This is a genomic window from Ensifer sp. LBL (assembly GCF_050435225.1).
GTDB lineage: Bacteria > Pseudomonadota > Alphaproteobacteria > Rhizobiales > Rhizobiaceae > Ensifer.
The window spans coordinates 437,448-458,347 of sequence record NZ_JBNDJY010000005.1; the positions used below are offsets into that span (position 1 = coordinate 437,448).

Below are 20,900 nucleotides of genomic sequence, written 5' to 3' on the forward strand. Positions count from 1 at the left end.
GGAGGTCTCACTCGAAGGACGTTGATATTGCGGCCGCGCTCAGGAGCGCCAGGTCGTCGCAATCGACCTCCGCCTGTTCCGAGACGATGGTTTCGTGGCGCATCGGACGGACATGGTCAGCCATGATGGGAGGGGCGGCCGCCGCCTTCGGATCGAAGGACGCAATTTTGAGGCGGCGAATTTTGATGTTGCGGATTGGGGCCTCCGGCAAGCCGAGGAAGGCGCCGGCAGCATGGGCTAGATCCCGAATCTCGACATCCTCGATCGTGACGCCATCGATGATGGGCGTACCCGCATCCACCGGAGCCGGCCGACGCGATTGCACGCAGGTGTCGTGACCATCCGGATCGCAATGGTAGTGGGCGTTGGCGGAGAGCGCAGTCTCGACGCCATCCATAAGAACGTGGCGCATCGTGATACCGGTAATCGCGCCGCCGCGCCCACGCCTCGTCTTGATACGCAGCCCACGATCCGTACCGACCATCGCGCAATTCTCGACGGCGACTTCATGCACGCCGCCGGACATTTCCGAGCCGATAACGAGACCGCCGTGACCGCGCTCCATCAGGCAATGGCTCACGCGCACGTCCCGCGTTTCGCTGAGATGCTCGCCCTCGCCGTTCTGGCCGCGCTTGCCGGCTTTAACGGCAATGCAATCATCCCCGACGGAAAAGCGCACGCCTGCGATCGTCACGTCCTGGCAGCTTTCGGGATTGAAGCCATCGGTGTTCGGGCTGTCGGCCGGAGCGGAGATGAAAAGCCCTGCCGCCGTCAATCGTCTGCAGCCCTGCGGATGAATCGTCCAGGACGGTGCATTGCGGATGGTGAAACCAAGAAGCGTCACATCGGAGCAGGAGACGAGATGAAGGCCCCGCGGGCGCCGTGCACCGCCGCGCGTTTCTTTCGGCCAGGTCCACCAGTCCCCGCTGTCGCCGGATCCGTCGAGCGTCCCTTGCCCCTCGATTGTCAGCGCTGTCACGCCAACGGCATGGAGCGGAGCTGCGAAACAGTCAGCCGGAAGGCCTTCCCAGCTCCCCAACATCTCGCCGGACGTGTCACGGGCGGCGAGGACGGGCCATCCGGCCCGACCCGAAGGCGCCCGCAAGACTGACCCTTGGGAAAGATGGAAGGTCATGCCGCTCTTGAGTGCGAGGGGAAATGCCGTCCACACCCCGGCCGGCAGCCTGAGCGTACCGCCCTCGGGAACCGCAGCAACAGCCTCTCGAAGGGCAGCGGCGTTGCGGCGTGCGCCCTCGATATCGTCAAGATGGATATCGCGAACGAGACCGAAATCACCTGCATCGACGAGCCCCGCGCAGGACGGGGTGTCAAATTCGACAGCTTCAAACCCTTCCGCTTCGAAGCGATAACGTGCGCGAGGTTGAAGCTCGTACAAAAGCGGCACAGCAAGAGAGGTCTCTCCCTGCCGCACCTGTTCGTCCGCGTCGGACGAGGAAAGGCGCCACTTCGCTGCCGCCGGCAGGCGATAGAGCGCTCCGCGTGCCGGCAGGCAAAGCGCCGCCGTTCGCGCCGACAGCGCGATGATGGATGGTCGGGTCATGATCTCTTCTCGTGTAGGCTCCCCGCAGGGCGCAGTGACGCCCGCCGCGACAAGCCGCGGCGGGCAGTCTTATCGATCAGTCAAACTTGGCGAGAACGTCGTTCACCGTATCGATGATCTGTTCTGCCGCCTCCTTGGCATCGAGCTGCCCATAGGCGTATTCCTCGAGCGTATCGATGAAGGCGGCGCGAATCTCCGGGTGTTCATTGAACGGCGAAACCGTCGGACCGCCTGCGGCGAGCACGATGGCGTTGGCGGCACGGACCTCGGGCTCGCCCTTTTCGCCAAGGCGGGCCGCAGCGGCCTTCGACGCCGGCAGACCGCGAGAGGTGCCGAGCGCATCGATGCCTTCCGGTTCGTTCAAAAGGCAGTTGACGATTTGAGCCGCCGCCGCCGGGTCCTTCGAATTCTTCGAGATCGAGAACACCATGGACGGCTTGCGGTAGACGCCTTCCGTTACCGCGTCAGCGAGCTTGAGCATCGGCACCGGCGTCAGCACCTGACCGTCCTTCAACGGATCGGCATACTTGGAATAGGTTGAGTCCCATTCATAGGAACCGGCGACCTTACCCTCGGCCCAGGCGGGCTTCTCGAACAGATTGACGTTACCGTCGGCTGCCTCTTCCTTCTGGGAACGGATGGCGCCGGTCTCGACCAGCTTGCCGAGGAAGGAAATGCCTTCGGCCAGTTCCTCCGGTGTCCAGGCGACACGATTGGTCTCGGGATCGACGAGGTCCTTGCCGGTCTTTTGGACGACGGCCAGCGTCGTTAGAAGTTGTGCGGTCTCCTTGACGGCGTTGAAGGTGTAGTAGTCCTTGCCGAGCTTTTCCTTGATCGTGGCCGTTGCGGCAAAGAACTCGTCCCAGGTTTTCGGGATGGGCACCCCGGCCTTCTCGAAGGTCGTGGCGTTGAAGAAGAAGACGCGGCCGGTGGTCGAGACGGAAAGCCCCTGCAGGACCCCGTTCATGGAGCCTGCCGCGAGATCGGCGTCGCTCCAGTTGGAAAGGTCGATCGCCTTGAGTGTGCGCAAATCGGCAAACCCGTCGCCATTTCTTGAAAACAGCGGCAGCCACGGCCAATTGACCTGCACGATGTCCGCCTCGGTCTTGCCGGCCATTTGGGTCGTCAGCTTTTCGAGGTAGCCGTCAAAACCGGTGAACTCGCCTTTGACTGTATGGCCATATTTTTCACCGCACGCCGCGATCGCCTTCTGGGTGGCAACGTGGCGGCTCTCGCCACCCCACCACGCCATACGCAATTCAGCCGCGTGCGCTGCCGTGGCGAGCGCAAGAGCGCCATATGCGACGCCGGCAAGCGCGGCGATCTTTGCTGTCATTCTCATTGCCTTCTCCTCCTTGGAATTGAACGACGCGGCGCCTCCTCAAAGCGACACGTTGCGGCCATCGGTCTTGTCGAAAACATGCAGTTGGACAGGGTCCGGTCGCAGGCGGATCACATCCGAGCGTCCCAGAGCCTCGAATTCGGCAGCCCCCACCACGCTCACGAACTTTCGGCCCTCGAGATCGGCGTGGAGGTAGACTTCATGCCCCATGAACTCGGCATTGGTCAGCTTCGCCGCAAATGCCGCGCCATCGGCGGCAAGGGAGAGATGTTGCGGGCGTATGCCGAGCACGGCCTCAGCGGGCCTCGACGAAAGCCGCGTCTCGAGGTTGGGGCCAAGTGGCAGACGCTGGCTGCCGATCGAGACGTCCCCACCGTCGAGCCTTGCATCGATGAGGTTCATCTCCGGGCTACCAATGAAGCCGGCAACGAAAAGGTTCGCCGGGCGATTGTAGAGTTCCTTCGGCGTCGCCACCTGCATGATGCGACCCGACTGCATGACGCAGATACGATCGCCCATCGTCATCGCCTCGGTCTGGTCGTGTGTCACGTAAATTACGGTCGAGGATAAGCCTTCGGCCTTGAGCTGGCGGTGCAGGTCGGTGATGCGGACACGCATCGAAGCGCGCAGCTTGGCGTCGAGATTGGAAAGCGGCTCATCGAACAGGAAGACCCCGGGCTTCTTGATCAATGCACGCCCAAGCGCCACGCGCTGAGCCTGGCCGCCGGAAAGCTGCTTCGGCAATCGATCGAGCAACGGCTCGATTTCAAGGATTTTGGCCACGTGATCGATGGCTGCGTCGATTTCCGCCCTTGGCTTGCCGGCAATCTTCAGACCGAAAGCCAGATTACCGCGCACCTTCATGTGCGGGTAGAGCGCGTAGTTCTGGAACACCATAGCGATGGAGCGTTTGCCGGGCGGCAAGTCGTTGACCCGCTGGTCGCCGATCACGACCTCGCCTCCCGATATCTCCTCGAGCCCGGCGACCATGCGCAGCGTGGTGGATTTGGCGCAGCCGGAGGGGCCGACGAAGACCATGAACTCACCATCCTCGATATCGAGGTTGATGCCGTGCACGGCCTTGAAGGCGTTGCCATAGACCTTCTCGAGATTCTTCAGTTGGACCTTAGCCATGTTCAGCCTTTGACTCCCCCGGAGGAGATCCCTTCAATGAAGTACCTTTGCGCAGCGAAGAAGACGACCAAGGCGGGTGTGATCGTCAGCACCGACATTGCGAGAATGCGGTTCCATTCGAAGGCTTCGGTGGTGTCGATGGAAAGTTTGAGCGCGAGGCTCACGGGATATTTGTCGACCGAAGACAGGTAGATCAGCGGCCCGAGGAAATCGTTCATGGTCCACATGAACTGAAACAGACAGACTGAAATCAGCGCCGGCGCGAGCATGGGAACGACGATGTAGATCAAAGTCTGGAGACTGTTGGCACCATCGACACGAGCCGCCTCTTCCATATCCGTCGGAAGCGAGCGCAGGAACTGCACCAGCATGAAGACGAAGAAGGCATCGCCTGCGAAGGCCGAGGGCACCCAGAGCGGTAGAAACGTGTCAAGCCAGCCGAGATCGCGGAAAAGAATGTACTGCGGAATGCGTGTTACGACATTTGGCAGGAGCAGGATGGCGATGACGGAACCGAAGAGGATCTTCTTCAGCGGAAAGTCGAACCGTGCGAAAGCATAGGCCGCCATCGTGCAGGAGATCGCCGTGCCGACCACCTTCGGCAGGATAATCAGGAAGGAATTCCAGAAGAACCGACCGAAGGTATAGGGCGTCGACGTCTGCCAGCCCTTTACATAGCCGTCAGCGGTCGGACTTGTCGGCATGAAGCCGGCGCCGGAAAAGATCTCCGAATTCGTCTTGAAACTCGCGCCAACCAGCCAGATCAGCGGGTAGAGCATGACGAAGCCAACGGAAAACAGCAGCACATAGCGAACCGTCGTGGAGATCAGGCGGAGCCTTGCCCTGCGGGCGACCAGGCGATCGTTGAGAACTTGAAGATCGGTCATCTCGTCAACTCCTCTTGTCGCCGGCGTAATAGACCCACTTCTTCGAAGACCAGAAGGCGACGAGGGTCAGCACGGTAATGATGGTGAAGAGCACCCAGGCGATGGACGAGGCGTAGCCCATGTTGAACTTCTTGAAGGCCTCGTCATAGATATAAAGCGGAAGCAGATAGGTCGCCTTCAGTGGACCGCCCTGGGTGATGATGTAAGGACCGTTAAACTCCTGAAACGCCTGAACCATCTGCATGATCAGGTTGAAGAAAATGACGGGCGTCAGCAGAGGCAGGGTGATCCAGAAGAAGGTGCGCACCTTGCCGGCGCCATCGATCGCGGCCGCTTCATAGAGCGATTTGTCGATCGACTGTAGGGCGGCAAGAAAGATCACCATGGCGGAGCCGAACTGCCAGCAGCGCAGCAGCGTGATCGTGAAGAGCGCGTTCACGGGATCGCCGAACCAATCGACCGGCGCGAGGCCGAGGGTCGCGAGCGCCATGTTCGCAAGACCCTCCGAGGCGAAGACATAGCGCCACAGAACGGCGATCGCGATCGAGCCTCCAAGGATCGAAGGCACGTAGAATGCCGTTCGGAACAAGCCGATGAACTTCAACCTATGATTTAGAATGGCCGCGATGAAGAGCGCAAAGGCGAGCTTCAGAGGCACGGTGATGAAGACGTAAAGAAGCGTTACGTTGAGCGACTTGATGAAGGTGCGGTCGCGGGTAAAGAGCCGCTCATAGTTGGCGACACCTGTCCAGCGCGGTTCGCTCATCAGGTCATAGCTCGTGAAGCTCAGATAGAATGAGCCGATGAACGGAATGGCCGTGAAGATCAACAGGCCGATAATGTAGGGCGCCAGATAGCCAAGCCCCAAAAGACGCTGCCCTTTCATGCCGGCCCTCCCGGACGGCGCTGAAGAGCGGCCATTTTAGATACGGTTTCGTACAAATTACGCTCCCGGAACGGTGCAGACAGGCGAAGGCTGTAGCCTCCTCCCTGTCCGCTGACCGATCTCCTCCCAGTTCGATGCGGCGCGTGCATGCATTTCTGCGATGACACTCACGCATTTTTGTCACAGAATGAATTCACAAAGGCGAGGAAAAAGATGGACGAAATTGAAGGTGGAATTCTCTCTGCTATTCCGCCGGCGGCGCTGACGCTTAATCTGACCCGAGCGGCTATCCGCATGGAGCATTCGCAGACTTGGCGCATCGACAAGTCGAACCCGGTCGACGACCTCGTCATCTGCCTTGAAGGGCGCGGTCACTATCTGGTCGATGGAGAGCCACATGTGATGGAGCCGGGCGATGCCATGCTGATTTCCCGCGGGCAGCGCTTCATCGGATGGAGCGAGGGACCGGAAACATATCTCGGCCTCGCCCAGCATTTCACACTTGATATTTACGGCCGTCACAACCTGATCGAGCAGATGGATTTGGTGCCGAAGCTGAGGCTGGCGCGGTGGGGGTTGCTTGAGCCGCTGGCGCGCCACTATCGTCAAAGCGCGCCGCCCTCTTCCGTGACGCTTGGTCAGCACCACCTGTTCATGGTTCTGCTGATCGCCTTCATCGAAGATGCGTTCATCGGCTGGCGAGACCATGCCACCTACCAGCCCGAGGGAGCAGATGCGATCGATCTCGCTGTCATGAAGGCGGCAACGATGATCTCCGCCAATCCGCTCGACCCGGATATTGCGACAAAGGCGGTCGAAGCATCTCCCTACAATCGCGATTACTTCCTGCGGGAGTTCCAGAAACGCGTAGCGCGTACACCGCGCAAATACCAGGAGCTGAAACGCATGGAGCGGGCAATGCACTTTCTCGAAGCAGGGCTTTCGGTTTCCTCTGCAGCCGCGGAAGTCGGCTACCCCGACCCCTACTACTTCTCACGAATGTTCAAGCGAACTCTGGGCCTCAGTCCACGCGATCACATGAGAAGGGTTCGACAAAGCCGAGACGGTGGCCTCATGCACCTCGACGAACACGAACAGGCCCTTATGCTTGCCGACGGGCTTGCCAGCGACTAGCTGGGAGTTTGTTTGGCGCTAAGCCGGACCGACACGCACCCATGTGTCTCGCCACGAGCCGGAGAACATGCCCGGCAAGTTCGGACCCGGTAAGTTCGGACAGGGCCCCATGCGGCACGCACGTCCACCTGGCTCTCACGTTCCGGGCATCTTGAACTGGGCGAGTGCGTCGCGGTCGATCTCGATGCCAAGGCCGGGCGCATCGGGGATGGCAACGACACCGCCCTCCGCCTCGATCGGCGTCTTCAGCACCGCCTGGCGGAACGGGTTTTCCGTCCGGTCGAACTCCAGGATCGGCTCGATCGGATTGACGCGGACCGGATCGGGCGTCATCGCCGCCATGAACTGCAGTGCGGCGGCGATGTGCACGCCGGTGCCCCAGACATGCGGCACGATGCGAACGCCATGAATCGTCGCAAGGCTCATGATCTTCGCGATCTCCGAGAACCCGCCGCAGCCGCAAAGATCCGGCTGCAGGATATCGACCGCGCGGCTCTCGATTGCCGGCCACATGCCGTAGCGGCTATGCCAGGTCTCACCACCGGCAACCGGGATCGGCTGCCCGGCACGCACTTCGCGATAGGCGGAAAGCTGCTCCGGCACGACCGGTTCCTCGAACCAGTCGATGTCGTAGTCGGCCGCCCCCTTGCCAAGCCGGATCGCCTCGGTGACGGTATAGCCGTGGTTGGCGTCGATCATCAGCCGCATGTCGTCGCCGATCGCCTCGCGCACCGCCCGGATGACCCGCAGGTCTTCCTCGATGCCGAAGCCGATCTTGATCTTGCAGGCGTGGAAGCCTTGCGCCCGGCGTTCCGCCATCTCCAGCGCATTGTCGGAAACGCGGTCGACGCCATCGCGCTTGAAGCTGCCGGTGGCATAGGCACGGACGCTGTCGCGCCAGCGGCCGCCGAGCAGCATGGAGACGGAGGCGCCGTAGTGTTTGCCCTTGATGTCCCAGAGCGCGATGTCGATGCCGGAAAGCGCGGTGATCGCAAGTCCGCGCTGGCCTTGATCGCGCAGCGCATTGTAGAGGATCGCCCAGAGCTTTTCGGTCTGGCGCGGATCCTGGCCGATCAGCCAGGGCGTATAGGCGGCAACCACCGCCGCATTGGGCCGCGCCGGGCCGAGGCACTCGCCCCAGCCGATCGTGCCGTCGTCGCATTCGATCTCGACCAGCACATGGGCGCGACGGTCAAAACGCATGGAGGCGCTTTCGAACGGCACGGCCAGCCGATGTTCGAGAAGATGGGTGCGGACGGCGACGATCTTCATGGGCTATCCTCGCAATACGCTCATTTCCGACGCTTGTTCGCACCGATCAGTGCGTCGAGCATGGCGACCTCCTCCTCGGTCAAGTCTTTCAGCGGCGCACGCACCGGACCGGCATCAAAACCCTGCAGCCGCACGCCGGCCTTGATCGCCGAGACGGCATAGCCCTTGGCGCGGTTGCGGATCGCCATGAACGGATAAAAGAACGCGTTGAGGATGCGCTCGCAGGTGGCGCGCTCGCCGGCGCGAAGGGCGGCATAGAATTCATTGGCAAGGCCCGGCACGAAGTTGAAGACGGCCGAGGAATAGGTGGTGAAGCCGGCCCCGAGATAGGCCTCGGCAAACAGTTCCGCCGTCGGCATGCCGCCGAGATACATCAGCCGGTCGCCCATCTTGGCGGTGACCTGGCGCACCAACCCGATATCGCCGGTGCCATCCTTGAAGCCGATCAGGTTCGGGCATTCGTCGCAGAGCCGCGCCAGCGTGTCGGCCTGCAACACCGCGTTGTCGCGGTTATAGACCATGACGCCGATGCCGACCGACTGGCAGATCGTCTTCACATGGGCATAAAGCCCTTCCTGCGGCGCATCGATCAGATAGTGCGGCAGAAGCAGGATGCCGTCGGCGCCCACGCGCTCGACCGAGCGGGCGATGTCGATCGCCATCTCGGTGCCATAGCCGCAGCCCGATACGATCGCCGTGTCGCCGGCAACATCCTTGGCCGCCCGGACGATGCCGGGGATTTCCTCCGGCTTCAGCGAGAAGAACTCGCCGGTGCCGCCGGCGGCAAACAGCACCGGCGCCTTGTAGCCGGCCAGCCACTCGACATGCGCCCGGTAGCTGTCGGGCGCAAAACGACCCTCCGCATCGAAATGCGTCACCGGGAACGAAAGCAGGCCCGATCCAAGTGCGGCCTTGATTTGCTCAGGGGTCATAACGTTGGTTTCCTCTTTGGTTGATGACTCCAAATAGCCGGCTCATCACACTAATGTCAACAGTCATCATACAAGTCATCATACAAGTTGACGGCTAACGTGCCAGCCAGCCGCCATCAACATTCAAAACCGCACCATGGACGTAGTTTGCAGCCGCCGACGACAGGAACACCGTCGCGCCGGCAATGTCTTCGGCGCGGCCCCAGCGGCCTGCCGGAATCCGTTCGAGTATTGCCTTGTTGCGGTCGGGGTCTGCCCTCAAGGCCTCGGTGTTGTTCGTCTCGATGTAGCCGGGCGCAACCGCATTGACGTTGATGCCTTTTGACGCCCATTCGTTGGCGAGGAGCTTCGTGACGCCCACGACACCATGCTTGGCGGCGGTGTAGGACGGCACGCGAATTCCGCCCTGGAAGGAAAGCAGCGAAGCGATGTTGACCACCTTGCCGGGCATGCCCTTCGCGAGCAGCTCCCTGGCAAAAGCCTGCGTCGTGAAGAACAGTGCCTTGAGGTTCACATCCATAACTGCATCCCAATCGGCTTCGGTAAAGTCGACCGCGTCCGCGCGACGGATGATGCCGGCGTTGTTGACGAGAATGTCGAATCCCGCACCGGCAAAGATTCCGGCTGCTGCCATCGGATTGGCGAAATCAAGCGCAAGGGCAGTCGCCTTTCCCCCGGCCCTGTCGATGAGTGCCAGGGTCTCGTCGGGCGCCCTGCGCGCGGCACAGACGACCTCAGCGCCCGCCTGAGCCAGGCCAACAGCAATCGCTTGACCAAGACCGGTGTTCGCCCCCGTGACGAGAGCCTTATGTCCTTCAAGAGAAAAGAGATTTTTCATCGCAGATCCGCCGGTTGAATGAAATCCATGTCCGTGTAATCGACATTATCGCCGGCCATCGCCCAGATGAAGGTATAAGAGCCGATGCCCGCGCCCGAGTGGATCGACCATGGCGGCGAGATCGCACCTTCCTCGTTGGCGATAAACAGATGCCTCGTCTGCTGCGGCTCACCCATCAAATGGAGCACGCGGGATTTTTCGTCCATGCCGAAATAGAGATAGGCCTCCATGCGGCGGTCATGCACGTGGGAAGGGATCGTGTTCCAAACGGAGCCGTCTTCGAGCGTTGTGTAGCCGAGCACGAGCTGGCAGCTTTCCATCACGAGCGGGTGGATGAACTGATTGATGGTCCGCTTGTTGGAGGTTTCCGTCGCGCCAAGCTTGACCTCCTTGCTTTCACCGAGCGTCACAAGCCGCGCCGGCAGGGTGCGGTGCGCCGGGCAGGAGACGATGTAGAAACGCCCGCGCCCGGCAAACGTCACCGCACCGGAACCGGCTCCGAGATAGAGCACGTCGCCGCGGTTGAGTGCGTATATCTCATCACCGGCCGTCACCGTACCGGCCTCACCGATGTTCACGATGCCCATTTCGCGCCGGTCGAGGAAGGACGTCGTCTTCGTTTCCTCAACCCGATCGAGCGTCAACGTGGCGCCGTCTGGAACGGCACCTCCCATAACGAAGCGATCGTAATGCGTGTAGATCAGCCGGATCTCACCGGGACGGAACATATCCTGCGCCAGGAAATGCTTACGCAGGCCCTCCGTGTCGAGTGCTCGCGCGTAGTCCGGATTAACGGCCTGCCTGGTTTCGACGGTCAGCATTCGGCCCTCCTTTGGGGTATTGCAGACAAGAGATAATACATGTTAGTCCGTATTGTATGATAACTTGTTCAAGGTCAAGACCCGAATGAAACGCCTCCTGATCACGGGTGCGGCTGGCGCGCTTGGTCGCGCCTTGCGAACGCGACTGGCGTCGCTTGCCGAAACGATCCGCCTTGCCGACATCGCGCCAGCGCAGGCCACCGGCCCCAATGAGGAATGGATGCACTGCGATCTCGCAGAACCGGGGGCGGTCGATGCGATGGTCGCGGGCTGCGACGGTATCGTGCACCTCGGCGGGATCTCCGTCGAACGCCCGTTCGACGAGATAGTCACCGGCAATATTGTCGGCCTCTACAATCTCTACGAGGCCGCTCGCGCCCATGGCTTGCCCCGCATCGTCTTTGCAAGCTCAAACCACACGGTCGGCTACTATCCGCAGACGGATCGACTTGGGCCCGATGCCCCTTATCGGCCCGACGGGCTCTATGGTGTCTCCAAATGCTTCGGTGAATCGCTCGCCCGCCTGTACTTCGACAAGTTCGGACAGGAGACCGCACTCGTGCGCATTGGTTCCTGTACAGCTGAACCGATGGACCACCGGATGCTGTCGACCTGGTTTTCCCATGGCGACTTCGCATCGCTGATCGAAGCCGCCTTCCGCGCACCAGTGCTTGGCTGCCCGGTCATTTGGGGCGTGTCGGCAAACGATGCCTGCTGGTGGGACAATTCGCATCTGGCTTGGCTCGGCTGGAGGGCGAAAGACAACGCCGAGACCTGGCGCAAGAAAATCGAAACGAACGTGGCGAAACCAACCCCCGATAAATCAATGGCGCGCTTTCAAGGCGGTGCCTTTACCGACAATCCCATCTTCAAGGAGTGACAATGACCTTCACCCCTCACGGCAAACACCTGGTTGCGGGCGAGTGGATCGCGACCGAGCAGACCTTCAGAAGCGAACCGGCCCATGGCGCCGCGTTCGAGTTTTCCGTCGGCACGCCGGATCTGGTCGACAGGGCTGCGAAAGCGGCCGAGGAGGCCTTCTGGTCCTATGGCTATTCCAGCCGGAAAGAGCGCGCAGCCTTTCTCGAAGCCATTGCCGATGAGATCGAAAGCCGCGGGGCGGCGATTACCGAGATCGGCAGCGCAGAAACCGGTCTGCCGGCCGCCCGGCTGGAAGGAGAACGTGCACGCACCACCGGCCAGCTCCGGCTATTTGCAGCCCATGTCCGACAGGGCGACTATCTCGATAGGCGCCACGATGAGGCGCTTCCAGAAAGAAGGCCCCTGCCGCGCCCCGACATCCAACTGGTTCAGCGACCAGTCGGTCCCGTTGCGGTGTTCGGCGCCTCCAATTTTCCCTTGGCCTTCTCGACGATGGGCGGCGATACCGCGTCGGCCCTTGCGGCCGGATGCCCGGTCGTCGTGAAGGGCCATTCCGCCCATCCAGGGACGAGCGAGGTGGTTGCAGAGGCTGCCGATGCAGCGATCAGGACGCAAGGGCTTCACCCCGGCATATTCTCCCTCATCCAGGGCGGCCGCCGGGACGTCGGCACCGGCCTCGTTACACATCCCCTGATCAAGGCCGTCGGCTTCACCGGCTCCCTTGCGGGTGGCCGCGCGCTTTTCGACCTGTGTGCCCAGCGCCCGGAACCGGTCCCCTTCTTTGGCGAACTGGGTTCGGTCAACCCGATGTTCATCCTGCCCGAGGCCGGCACGGCCCGCTGTGAGGAAATCGCCAGGGGCTGGGCAAGCTCGCTGGCAATGGGCGCCGGACAATTCTGCACCAATCCGGGCATTGCCGTGATCGCAGCAAGGGAAGCGCCAGCGTTTGCGGAAAGCGCGCGTGCGGCGCTTTCACAGATCGGCGCGCAAGTAATGCTGTCGGATGGAATTGCCAACGCGTATCGCAATGGGCGCGATCGTATCGCCTCAGGCAATGGTGTTCGCGACGTCTTCACGTCCAGCTGCGATCGGCGCAACGCCACGCCCAATCTCTTCCTCGTTTCGGCACGGGACTGGCTCGCCAATCACACGCTTTCAGAAGAAGTGTTCGGCCCGCTCGGCCTCATCGTCACGGTCGAAAGCATTGAAGAACTGATCGCCGTCGCCAGGCGTTTCGATGGCCAGTTGACCGCAACCCTTCATCTCAACGACGGGGACACGGATCTTGCGCGCCAACTTATGCCGATCCTGGAACGCAAGGCCGGCCGTCTTCTTGTCAACGGCTTTCCGACAGGCGTCGAGGTCTGCGACGCCATGGTTCATGGCGGGCCTTATCCGGCCTCCACGAATTTCGGCGCCACCTCCGTCGGGACAATGTCGATCCGCAGGTTTCTTAGGCCGGTATCCTATCAGAATGTACCAGACGGGCTTTTGCCTGCCGATTTGCGACCGGATTGAGGAGCAATTGCCTCGTCCGCCAACTTTGGCGTATCCAGAGATGAAGCGAGAAGCCGCCCTTCCCTCCGTCGAGATGCGGCGGCTCTTCGATGAACACGAGGCGATACTCGACGCGATCCAAAGCGGAGATGAGGAACAGGCTCGCGCGGCCATGCGCGATCACCTAAAGAACAGCCAGACGCGATATCGCTCCATGCTGCGCACCTTGCGCTAGCACTGGTTGAGAGGGTCGCACTTGCATTCGAACAGATAACGACTAACATGCCAGACAGGTTTAGGCATGTTGGGACGAAAATGGAAGCCGTAAACACTATCGAGCGTGGCACGTCGCTTGCGGCAAAAATCAGCGCCGCGCTGCGTCGCGATCTGGCGGAAGGCGTGTTTCGCCCTGGCGACCGGCTTCCGAGCGAAAGCGCTCTGACGCGCGAATATTCCGTCAGCCGTACAGTCGTGCGTGAAGCGATTGCCATCCTTCGCGCCGACGGGCTGGTCGAAGCGCGCAAGGGCGCCGGCATATTTGCCCTTGAGACACAGCCGGAAAAAAACCAGCCCTTCAAGGATTTGAAGACCGAGCGGATTTCCTCGGTCATCGAGCTTCTCGAACTTCGCACGGTTTTCGAGGTGGAATCGGCAGGCCTGGCGGCCGCGCGCCGTTCACCCGCCCAGATCGAGACCATCCTGGAGGCCCATCATCGGGTAGGCGAGTGCCTTGCAACTGGCAACCCGACGCGCGATGCGGATTTTGAGCTTCACCTGGCGATTGCGGAAGCCACGCAAAACCGGCGCTTTCCGGAATTTCTCCAACTGATCCGGACTGGAATCATTCCACGCGGAGAGTTGCAGGGATCCGCGCCGGGGTCGCGCCCGAAGGACTATAACCTCCACCTTCAGGAGGAGCACGGCCAGATCGTTGAGGCAATCATCGAAGGCAATGCTGAAGCGGCGCGCGAACGCATGCGCGCCCACTTGCGAGGAAGCCTTGATCGGTACAACGCGCTTTTGCGTTCCCGCACCATGACCCCCGACGCAATTTAACAAACGCGAATAGTTGTCATACAGGATAAGACATGTATGGTGATGTTGTCATACATCGCCAATGAGGTCCGCATGTCTCTTCCCACTTTTCCCACTGTTTCGACCGACGCCGGCGTTACCCGCCAGGTCCTTTCGCAATCGCCCGAGCTGATGGTTGTCTCCTTCCGGTTCGAAAACGGTGCGAAAGGCAAGCTCCACCGCCACCCGCACGTGCAATCCACCTATGTGGCGCGCGGTAAATTTCGCTTCTTTCGCAACGGCCAGGCTTACGAACTGAAAGCTGGCGACAGCCTCGTAATCCCCGGAAACACGGAACATGGCTGCGAATGCCTGGAGGCAGGAGAGCTTATCGACTGCTTCACGCCCCGCAGAGATGACTTCCTCTCCGTCGGCTCTGCTTGACACTCGATATAACCTGTGACAGGTTCAATGAAAGTTGTCATACAGGATTGGAGCCTGTAACGCCTCACCGAAGGCGACTGACAAACGGAGGAACCATGTCAATTCGTCGCCTACGATTCCACGGCGTGGCCGGGCAGGTCGGGACCATTGCGGTCACGTTGCTCGGCCTTCTGCTCCTGACGTTCTTCATCGGCCGCCTCATGCCTGCCGATCCAGTCCGCGCCATCGTTGGGGAGGACGCGACGCGTGAGACCTACGAGCAGGTCTATCGTTCGCTCGGGCTTGATCGACCACTTTGGGAACAATTCGCCTACTACCTCGGCGACGTTTTCACCGGCAACTTCGGAACCTCCATCCGCACCGGCCAGCCGGTCATCCAGGACATCCTGCATGTGATGCCGGCAACGATCGAGCTTGCGACCTTCGCAATCCTCATCGGAGCCGGCCTCGGCGTACCGCTTGGGGTGCTTGCTGCCGTCAACAAGGATCGCTGGCCCGACCATGTCGTGCGCGTCTTCAGCCTGTTCGGGCACTCCATGCCGATCTTCTGGACCGGCATGATCGCGCTGATCGTGTTTTATGCTTATCTCGGCCTCGTCGGCGGCAGCGGACGCATGGACCAGTTCTACATTGGCCTTGTCGAGGAGCGCACCGGATTCCTGCTGATCGATAGCCTGATCGCCGGCGAAATGGATGTGTTTTGGTCAGCCGTCAACCACATCATCCTGCCGGCGTCGCTGCTTGGCTACTCCTCGTCCGCCTATATTACGCGCATGACCCGCAGCTTCATGCTGGATCAGCTCGGTCAGGAATATGTCACAACGGCGCGTGTCAAAGGCCTTTCTCGCAGCCAGACGATCTGGCAGCACGCCTTCATCAATATTCGGGTGCAACTGGTCACCATCATTGCACTTGCCTATGGCTCGCTGCTCGAAGGCGCCGTGCTGATTGAGACGGTCTTCGCGTGGCCGGGCTTTGGCCAATATCTCACCAATAACCTCATCACCGGCGACATGAACGCCGTCATGACCTGCGTCCTGATCGTCGGGATCATCTTTATCGCCCTCAATCTTCTGTCCGACGTTCTTTACCGCATCTTCGACCCGAGGACACGCTGATGACCACCCAAGCTGAAACTGCGTTCCGCTTGCCGGCTCCGCTTGCCGCACTCAAGAACATCGTGCGCTTCCTTTTGAAAAGTCCGACCTCGACCTTCGGTCTTGCGGTCCTGGTCCTGCTCGTCCTTGTCGCGACCTTCGCGCCGCTGATTGCCACCCATGATCCCTATGCCCAGAACCTCGCAAACACGCTGCAGGCGCCCGGAAATGGACATCTGTTCGGCACGGATGAGCTTGGTCGCGACATCTTCAGCCGCCTGGTCTGGGGCTCGCGTATCACGCTTACGATCATCTTCCTCGTCTCGATAGTCGTTGGCCCAATCGGGCTCGTCATCGGCACGACTGCCGGCTATCTCGGCGGCAAGGTCGATACCGTGATGATGCGCATCACGGACATCTTCCTGTCTTTCCCGAGCCTCATTCTCTCGCTCGCTTTCGTTGCGGCGCTCGGCCCGAGCCTGAACAACGCCATCATTGCGATTGCGCTGACGTCGTGGCCGCCGATCGCACGCCTCGCGCGCGCAGAGGCAATGACCTTTCGCAAGGCGGACTACATCTCCGCAGCCAGGCTCCAGGGTGCATCGGCCACACGCATCATCGTCAAGTCGATCATGCCCATGTGCCTGCCCTCGGTGCTCATTCGCCTCACACTGAACATGGCGACGGTTATCCTGACGGCTGCCGGTCTCGGTTTCCTGGGGCTCGGCGCCCAGCCGCCGCTGCCGGAATGGGGCGCGATGATCGCGACAGGTCGCAAGTACATGCTGGACAGCTGGTGGCTCGTCACTTTCCCGGGTGTCGCCATTCTTTCGGTCAGTCTCGCTTTCAACCTTCTCGGCGACGGGCTGCGCGATGCGCTCGATCCGAAGCAGATGAACCGGAGGTAGACCGATGAGCAAAGATATTCTCCAGGTCGAAAACCTCCGCATCCGCTATGGCGGCGCAGCGACCGATGCCGTGCGCAGCGTGTCCTTCACCCTCGGCCGCGAACGCCTTGGCATCGTCGGCGAATCCGGCTCCGGCAAATCGACGGTCGGACGCGCCCTGCTGCGACTTCTGCCGGGTGCCACGATCACCGCCGACACGCTGCGCTTTGCCGAGCTCGATCTGACGGCGCTTTCGGAAAGGGAACTGCTCAAAGTTCGCGGCCGGCGTATGTCCATGATCCTTCAGGATCCGAAATTCTCTTTGAACCCAATTCGCCGGGTTGGTGACCAGGTGGCGGAAACCTATCTGCGGCACTTCAGGTGCACTAAGGCGGAAGCCCGTCAGAAGGCGCTCGCCATGCTGTCGGCGGTGAAGATCCGCGATCCGGAACGCGTTTATGATCAGTATCCGCACGAGATATCTGGCGGCATGGGGCAACGCGTCATGATCGCGATGATGCTGCTTGCCGATCCGGAGCTCGTCATTGCCGACGAACCGACCTCGGCCCTCGACGTCACGGTGCGACTTCAGGTGTTGAACATTCTCGATGGGCTGGTGCGAGATCGCGGCATTGGGCTCATCATGATCAGTCACGATTTGAACCTGGTGCGCAATTTCTGCGATCGGGTGCTCATCATGTATGCCGGCCGCATCGTTGAAACGCTGGCTGCGCGGGATCTCGACAAGGCCCAACATCCCTACACGCGTGGCCTGCTGGCCGCTCAGCCCCGGATCGGCGGCCCACGGGCACCGCTCAGCGTGCTTGATCGCCGTCCCGAATGGCTGGAGGAGAAAGCCTGATGTCCGTCTCTGTCGAAGCTCGCGACGTCTCCATCACCTTTGGTAGCGGTCCCACCGCAGTCAAGGTGTTGCCACGCGTCACCTTCTCCGTGGCACCAGGCGAATGTTTCGGCCTCGTCGGCGAAAGCGGATCGGGCAAGTCCACGGTGCTGCGCTGCATCTCGATGCTAACGGACATTTGGACCGGCGACGTGTTGATCAACGGACGGTCGGTGCGTGACATGCCGTTGATCGAGCGTTGCCGTACGCTGCAGATGGTCTTCCAGGATCCCTACGGCTCGCTGCATCCGCGCCAATCGGTTCGCACGGTGCTGAACGAGCCTCTTGTCATCCATAAGCTCGGTGATCGAGAGGAGCGCATGCGCAAGGCAATCACGGATGTGGGCTTGCCGATTTCCTTCCTCGATCGCTTTCCGCATCAGCTCTCGGGCGGCCAGCGGCAGCGCGTTGCGATCGCACGGGCACTGATTCTCGAGCCTTCCTTGCTGCTCCTCGACGAGCCGACGTCGGCGCTCGATGTTTCGGTGCAGGCGGAAATCCTCAACCTGCTCCAGCGCCTGCGTGAGGAGCGTGGCTTCACCTACATCATGGTGACGCACGATCTGGCGGTGGTCGACCACATGTGCGACCGCTTTGCGGTCATGCTGCACGGAGAGATTACCGAAATTTTGCCCCGCGCGGCGATCCCGGGCAACCAGGCAACCCACGCCTACGCGCGTGAGCTGATCGGCGCCTCGCTGGAGTACGAAGGCTCGCACTGAGCCAGCCGCATCTCCTCCCAAAAAAACCTCCTTCTCCCCAACTCGCCCGGCTCAACGCCGGGCTTTTGTTTGCCTGATCACCCCCGTTTGACCATCGGCGTTTGAGCTTTCCAATGACCCTGGCAGCACGCCTCCCGAACCTTTCGGCGCGTGCAGCCCAGACCCTCATCGCCGCGGAACGCGGCATCCAGTTCGTCGAGAGCGGGGAGGCGCAGTCTTGAAGGGCGCGGTGTCGGAAACGTTCCTCAATTCAGTGCAGGCGTCGCAGTTTGGAGCGCTCCCCAATTCAGTGCGGCCCCTTCCTCGGGAGCGCTCCTCAGTTCAGTGCGATGTCGCTAATGCAGTGCGTAGCAATGGCGCCTCTCTAATCGTACCCGCCGTCGGTGGCGGCTCGGCGCGGCAGCTCCTGCCGCAGCCATGAGCTTTCTCAATCTGCCGATTTGTCCCGCGTTCGGCCTCATGTCCAGGCTGATTATGTTCAATACCATTGCCGCCATCGATGACGCGATCGCCGCCGCCGGCCTTCGGGAGTTGGACGTGCTGCAGGCCGCCGGCCTTTGCCCGCGCTATCTCTACCGGATCCGCGTCGGGCAGAAGCCACTCACTGGGAAAACTGCCTCACGGGTGCAGCTCGCGATCTCTGAGCTAAAGAGCCAGCGCCGCATGGAAACACGCGAGAAGGCGACCAACGGTAAGAGGCCATGGCAAAGCCGCTCGACGGCGCAATACCGCATGGCGATCGCCTTTGTGGCCCAGGCCGCGACGGTGAAACCGGCCTTCATCCTGGAAGCAGACCCGGCCCGGCGCGCGACGGCGGATCCGCTGTGGCTGCGCGCCGCCCGGCTGCGCCGCATCGCCCTCTACATTGCCAACCAATATCTAAATGTCGAGCAGGCGGATCTCGCCCGCGTTGCCAGCATGAGCAAGGCCAACGTTTCGATTTCCATGAGGCAAGTGGAAGATGATCGGCAGGTCGATGCCGAGATCGAGACCATCATCCGAGCAGTCGAGGGGGCTTTTGAGGCATGAAGTATTCAAGTGGCCGAAATTATCGCCTCGGTAAGAGAAATTCGAAGAGTGCTCTGATCTATGATCGCATCGCAAAACAATATCGCTGTTTCATAGTGGCCTTTTACGGTATCGGTCAGTGCTGTGAGATATGTTTCACTGAAGCCAGACTTAATTTTTCCTTCAGCATCGGTGATCATAGAATTGAAGTCATCGATAAACATCGATGCGTTGAAGGAAGTCTGAAAGTCAAGGTTTGCTTTTTTGAACTCCTCTCGGTCAAGAATTGTTCTGATAACTGTTATTCTACTGGCTACGCTTTTCACATCCCGAACAATGTCGGAGGAAGGAATTGTCGGCAGGCGGTCGATAGACTCCTCAAGTGCGCGCTTGAGTTTTGTCGCAAGGCTCTTGACGTGTTTCGCATGCTCGAGGGCTGGGAGCGTTTGCAGGCGGACATTCGCTCTGGAGAACCTTTCCGCGTCGCCTACCTGCTTCGCCAGATAGGCGATCGTCGGTACCGCGACGAAAATGGCAACCCAGCCACCGAGCGCCGAAATCCACTCTCGAAAGCAATTTTCGTTCGGATCTGCCGAACAGAATGGCCGTTCCGCAAAAAGCAAGCGCAACCAGACGATTACTATTACAGCCGCCGGAATCAGCCAGATCCAACGGTCCCAGTGCTTGCGTATGTCCATGTCGCCTCCCCACACAGTTCATCGGCAACGCTAGGCTGTGAGCGACTGAGTCTGCAAGGCCGGGCGCAGATGCGTCTCAGCGAGAGTATTGGCGAACTTTCCGTCACCACGAAGCAGGTCGAGGACGATCGACAGAGTGATGCCGCGATCGAAGCCATTATCCGAGCAGTCGAGGGGACTTTTGTGTGATCACAGGATCAAGGGTCGAGAATCTTCTCAAACATGCGCCGACGTTCGACTGCTCTCTCCGACAACTCTTTACTAAACGATTCGATCATTTCGTAGGTTTTCAGAACGGAGTCCCGGCAGACTGCGATATGCTCTTTTTCGGGCACCATCTCTTCAGCGAGCTGTGTCAATGGCGTGACGTCCATATCAAGGAGTTCCACAAGCAACGACGATGTGTGAGATGTTTGAAACTCCCTGCTGGCGTCTTGGAGTTCCTTACGCGCGAGAGTGTTTTGCGCGACTTTCGCGCGAACCGTGAGCTCCCGCAGGTCCTGTTCTCCGTTGCCAGTGGGCAGTGCCCCAAGTGCGGTCCTGCCGCTGGATACGTGGTTTTTCAAGCGTTGCGCAAGGTCAGCGATGTGCCTGGCGTGCTCAATCGCGGGGACCGAGTTCATCCTAACGGTTGCGCGCGCAAATTTTTCAGCGTCCGCAACCTGTTTAGCGAGAAACAAGACAGTCGGAACTGCAGCTGCGACGGCGGCCCAGCCGCCGAAGGCAGATACCCACTCTCTCAGGCAATGCTCCTCTTTGGAGACGGCACAAAAGGGTTCGCGCCCAAAGAAAAGGCGCGCAGCGCCTATGAGGATGACGACAGCAGGGACCAGCCACACCCAGCGGTCCCAATGTTTGCGAAAATTCATGTAAATCGGCCCCAAGCTCGTTGCAGAGCAACGCTAGGCTGCGGGTGGCTGAGTCTGCAAGGCCGGGCGCACGA

22 protein-coding genes are annotated in these 20,900 nt (G+C 60.6%); 11 read left to right on the top strand and 11 right to left on the bottom strand.

The annotated features are described in order from the left end of the window. Positions 1-7: 7 nt before the first annotated feature. The 5 genes from OKW20_RS22040 to OKW20_RS22060 all read right to left on the bottom strand — a co-directional run bounded on the left by OKW20_RS22040 (position 8) and on the right by OKW20_RS22060 (position 5,810). Complete coding sequence (locus OKW20_RS22040; protein WP_429175316.1) at positions 8-1,561, bottom strand: glycoside hydrolase family 28 protein; 1,554 nt, start codon at positions 1,559-1,561, stop codon at positions 8-10. A 76-nt stretch (positions 1,562-1,637) separates the two neighbouring features. Beyond that, positions 1,638-2,903: an ABC transporter substrate-binding protein gene (locus OKW20_RS22045; protein WP_429175319.1), complete on the bottom strand. Its 1,266-nt coding sequence runs from the start codon at positions 2,901-2,903 to the stop codon at positions 1,638-1,640. Between the two features lie 39 nt (positions 2,904-2,942). Beyond that, positions 2,943-4,037: an ABC transporter ATP-binding protein gene (locus OKW20_RS22050; protein WP_043626211.1), complete on the bottom strand. Its 1,095-nt coding sequence runs from the start codon at positions 4,035-4,037 to the stop codon at positions 2,943-2,945. Between the two features lie 2 nt (positions 4,038-4,039). Continuing rightward, on the bottom strand, positions 4,040-4,924 hold the full coding sequence (locus OKW20_RS22055) for a carbohydrate ABC transporter permease (RefSeq protein ID WP_043626214.1): 885 nt from the start codon (positions 4,922-4,924) through the stop codon (positions 4,040-4,042). A gap of 4 nt (positions 4,925-4,928) precedes the next feature. Next, positions 4,929-5,810: a carbohydrate ABC transporter permease gene (locus OKW20_RS22060; protein ID WP_429175324.1), complete on the bottom strand. Its 882-nt coding sequence runs from the start codon at positions 5,808-5,810 to the stop codon at positions 4,929-4,931. Positions 5,811-6,023: 213 nt separating this feature from the next. Here OKW20_RS22060 and OKW20_RS22065 point away from each other — a divergent pair, with 213 nt between their 5' ends. Next, a complete protein-coding gene (locus OKW20_RS22065) occupies positions 6,024-6,944 on the top strand; it encodes a helix-turn-helix domain-containing protein (RefSeq protein ID WP_043626224.1) in 921 nt (306 codons plus the stop codon). A 135-nt stretch (positions 6,945-7,079) separates the two neighbouring features. Here the strand turns inward: OKW20_RS22065 and OKW20_RS22070 are convergent, their stop codons facing one another. The 4 genes from OKW20_RS22070 to kduI all read right to left on the bottom strand — a co-directional run bounded on the left by OKW20_RS22070 (position 7,080) and on the right by kduI (position 10,807). Beyond that, positions 7,080-8,216 (bottom strand): mandelate racemase/muconate lactonizing enzyme family protein, encoded by a 1,137-nt coding sequence (locus OKW20_RS22070; protein WP_429175328.1) that lies wholly within the window; start codon positions 8,214-8,216, stop codon positions 7,080-7,082. A gap of 20 nt (positions 8,217-8,236) precedes the next feature. Next, on the bottom strand, positions 8,237-9,148 hold the full coding sequence (gene kdgD / locus OKW20_RS22075) for a 5-dehydro-4-deoxyglucarate dehydratase (protein ID WP_429175331.1): 912 nt from the start codon (positions 9,146-9,148) through the stop codon (positions 8,237-8,239). A gap of 94 nt (positions 9,149-9,242) precedes the next feature. Then, positions 9,243-9,986, bottom strand: a complete 744-nt coding sequence (kduD, locus tag OKW20_RS22080; RefSeq protein ID WP_429175334.1) for a 2-dehydro-3-deoxy-D-gluconate 5-dehydrogenase KduD — start codon at positions 9,984-9,986, stop codon at positions 9,243-9,245. After that, positions 9,983-10,807 (bottom strand): 5-dehydro-4-deoxy-D-glucuronate isomerase, encoded by an 825-nt coding sequence (gene kduI / locus OKW20_RS22085; protein ID WP_429175336.1) that lies wholly within the window; start codon positions 10,805-10,807, stop codon positions 9,983-9,985. The genes kduD and kduI overlap by 4 nt, the downstream gene beginning before the upstream one ends. 85 nt (positions 10,808-10,892) lie before the next feature. On the opposite strand from kduI, the gene OKW20_RS22090 reads away from it, so the two are divergent. The 10 genes from OKW20_RS22090 to OKW20_RS22135 all read left to right on the top strand — a co-directional run bounded on the left by OKW20_RS22090 (position 10,893) and on the right by OKW20_RS22135 (position 19,280). Beyond that, entirely contained in the window at positions 10,893-11,687 is a 795-nt protein-coding gene (locus tag OKW20_RS22090) for an NAD-dependent epimerase/dehydratase family protein (RefSeq protein WP_429175338.1), read from the top strand. Positions 11,688-11,689: 2 nt separating this feature from the next. Beyond that, a complete protein-coding gene (locus OKW20_RS22095) occupies positions 11,690-13,207 on the top strand; it encodes an aldehyde dehydrogenase (NADP(+)) (protein ID WP_429175341.1) in 1,518 nt (505 codons plus the stop codon). Between the two features lie 40 nt (positions 13,208-13,247). Further along, the gene (locus OKW20_RS22100; protein WP_429175815.1) at positions 13,248-13,421 is read left to right on the top strand and encodes an FCD domain-containing protein; all 174 of its coding nucleotides are present in this window, start codon (positions 13,248-13,250) and stop codon (positions 13,419-13,421) included. 80 nt (positions 13,422-13,501) lie between these two features. After that, positions 13,502-14,242, top strand: coding sequence for a FadR/GntR family transcriptional regulator (locus OKW20_RS22105; protein WP_429175817.1), 741 nt, complete (start codon positions 13,502-13,504; stop codon positions 14,240-14,242). 36 nt (positions 14,243-14,278) lie between these two features. Further along, a complete protein-coding gene (locus OKW20_RS22110; protein WP_429175345.1) occupies positions 14,279-14,644 on the top strand; it encodes a cupin domain-containing protein in 366 nt (121 codons plus the stop codon). A 95-nt stretch (positions 14,645-14,739) separates the two neighbouring features. Continuing rightward, positions 14,740-15,762, top strand: a complete 1,023-nt coding sequence (locus OKW20_RS22115) for an ABC transporter permease (RefSeq protein ID WP_043619645.1) — start codon at positions 14,740-14,742, stop codon at positions 15,760-15,762. Continuing rightward, positions 15,762-16,649: an ABC transporter permease gene (locus OKW20_RS22120; protein ID WP_429175348.1), complete on the top strand. Its 888-nt coding sequence runs from the start codon at positions 15,762-15,764 to the stop codon at positions 16,647-16,649. Before OKW20_RS22115 ends, OKW20_RS22120 begins: the two co-directional genes overlap by 1 nt. A gap of 4 nt (positions 16,650-16,653) precedes the next feature. Continuing rightward, a complete protein-coding gene (locus OKW20_RS22125; protein ID WP_429175352.1) occupies positions 16,654-17,490 on the top strand; it encodes an ABC transporter ATP-binding protein in 837 nt (278 codons plus the stop codon). Further along, positions 17,490-18,251 (top strand): ABC transporter ATP-binding protein, encoded by a 762-nt coding sequence (locus OKW20_RS22130; RefSeq protein WP_429175355.1) that lies wholly within the window; start codon positions 17,490-17,492, stop codon positions 18,249-18,251. The genes OKW20_RS22125 and OKW20_RS22130 overlap by 1 nt, the downstream gene beginning before the upstream one ends. Before the next feature lie 417 nt (positions 18,252-18,668). Then, on the top strand, positions 18,669-19,280 hold the full coding sequence (locus OKW20_RS22135; protein ID WP_429175358.1) for a hypothetical protein: 612 nt from the start codon (positions 18,669-18,671) through the stop codon (positions 19,278-19,280). A gap of 5 nt (positions 19,281-19,285) precedes the next feature. Here the strand turns inward: OKW20_RS22135 and OKW20_RS22140 are convergent, their stop codons facing one another. Together OKW20_RS22140 and OKW20_RS22145 are read right to left on the bottom strand one after the other, a co-directional pair. Next, positions 19,286-19,957, bottom strand: a complete 672-nt coding sequence (locus OKW20_RS22140; protein WP_429175360.1) for a hypothetical protein — start codon at positions 19,955-19,957, stop codon at positions 19,286-19,288. Between the two features lie 197 nt (positions 19,958-20,154). Further along, positions 20,155-20,826 (bottom strand): hypothetical protein, encoded by a 672-nt coding sequence (locus OKW20_RS22145; protein ID WP_429175363.1) that lies wholly within the window; start codon positions 20,824-20,826, stop codon positions 20,155-20,157. Between the last annotated feature and the right edge of the window lie 74 nt (positions 20,827-20,900).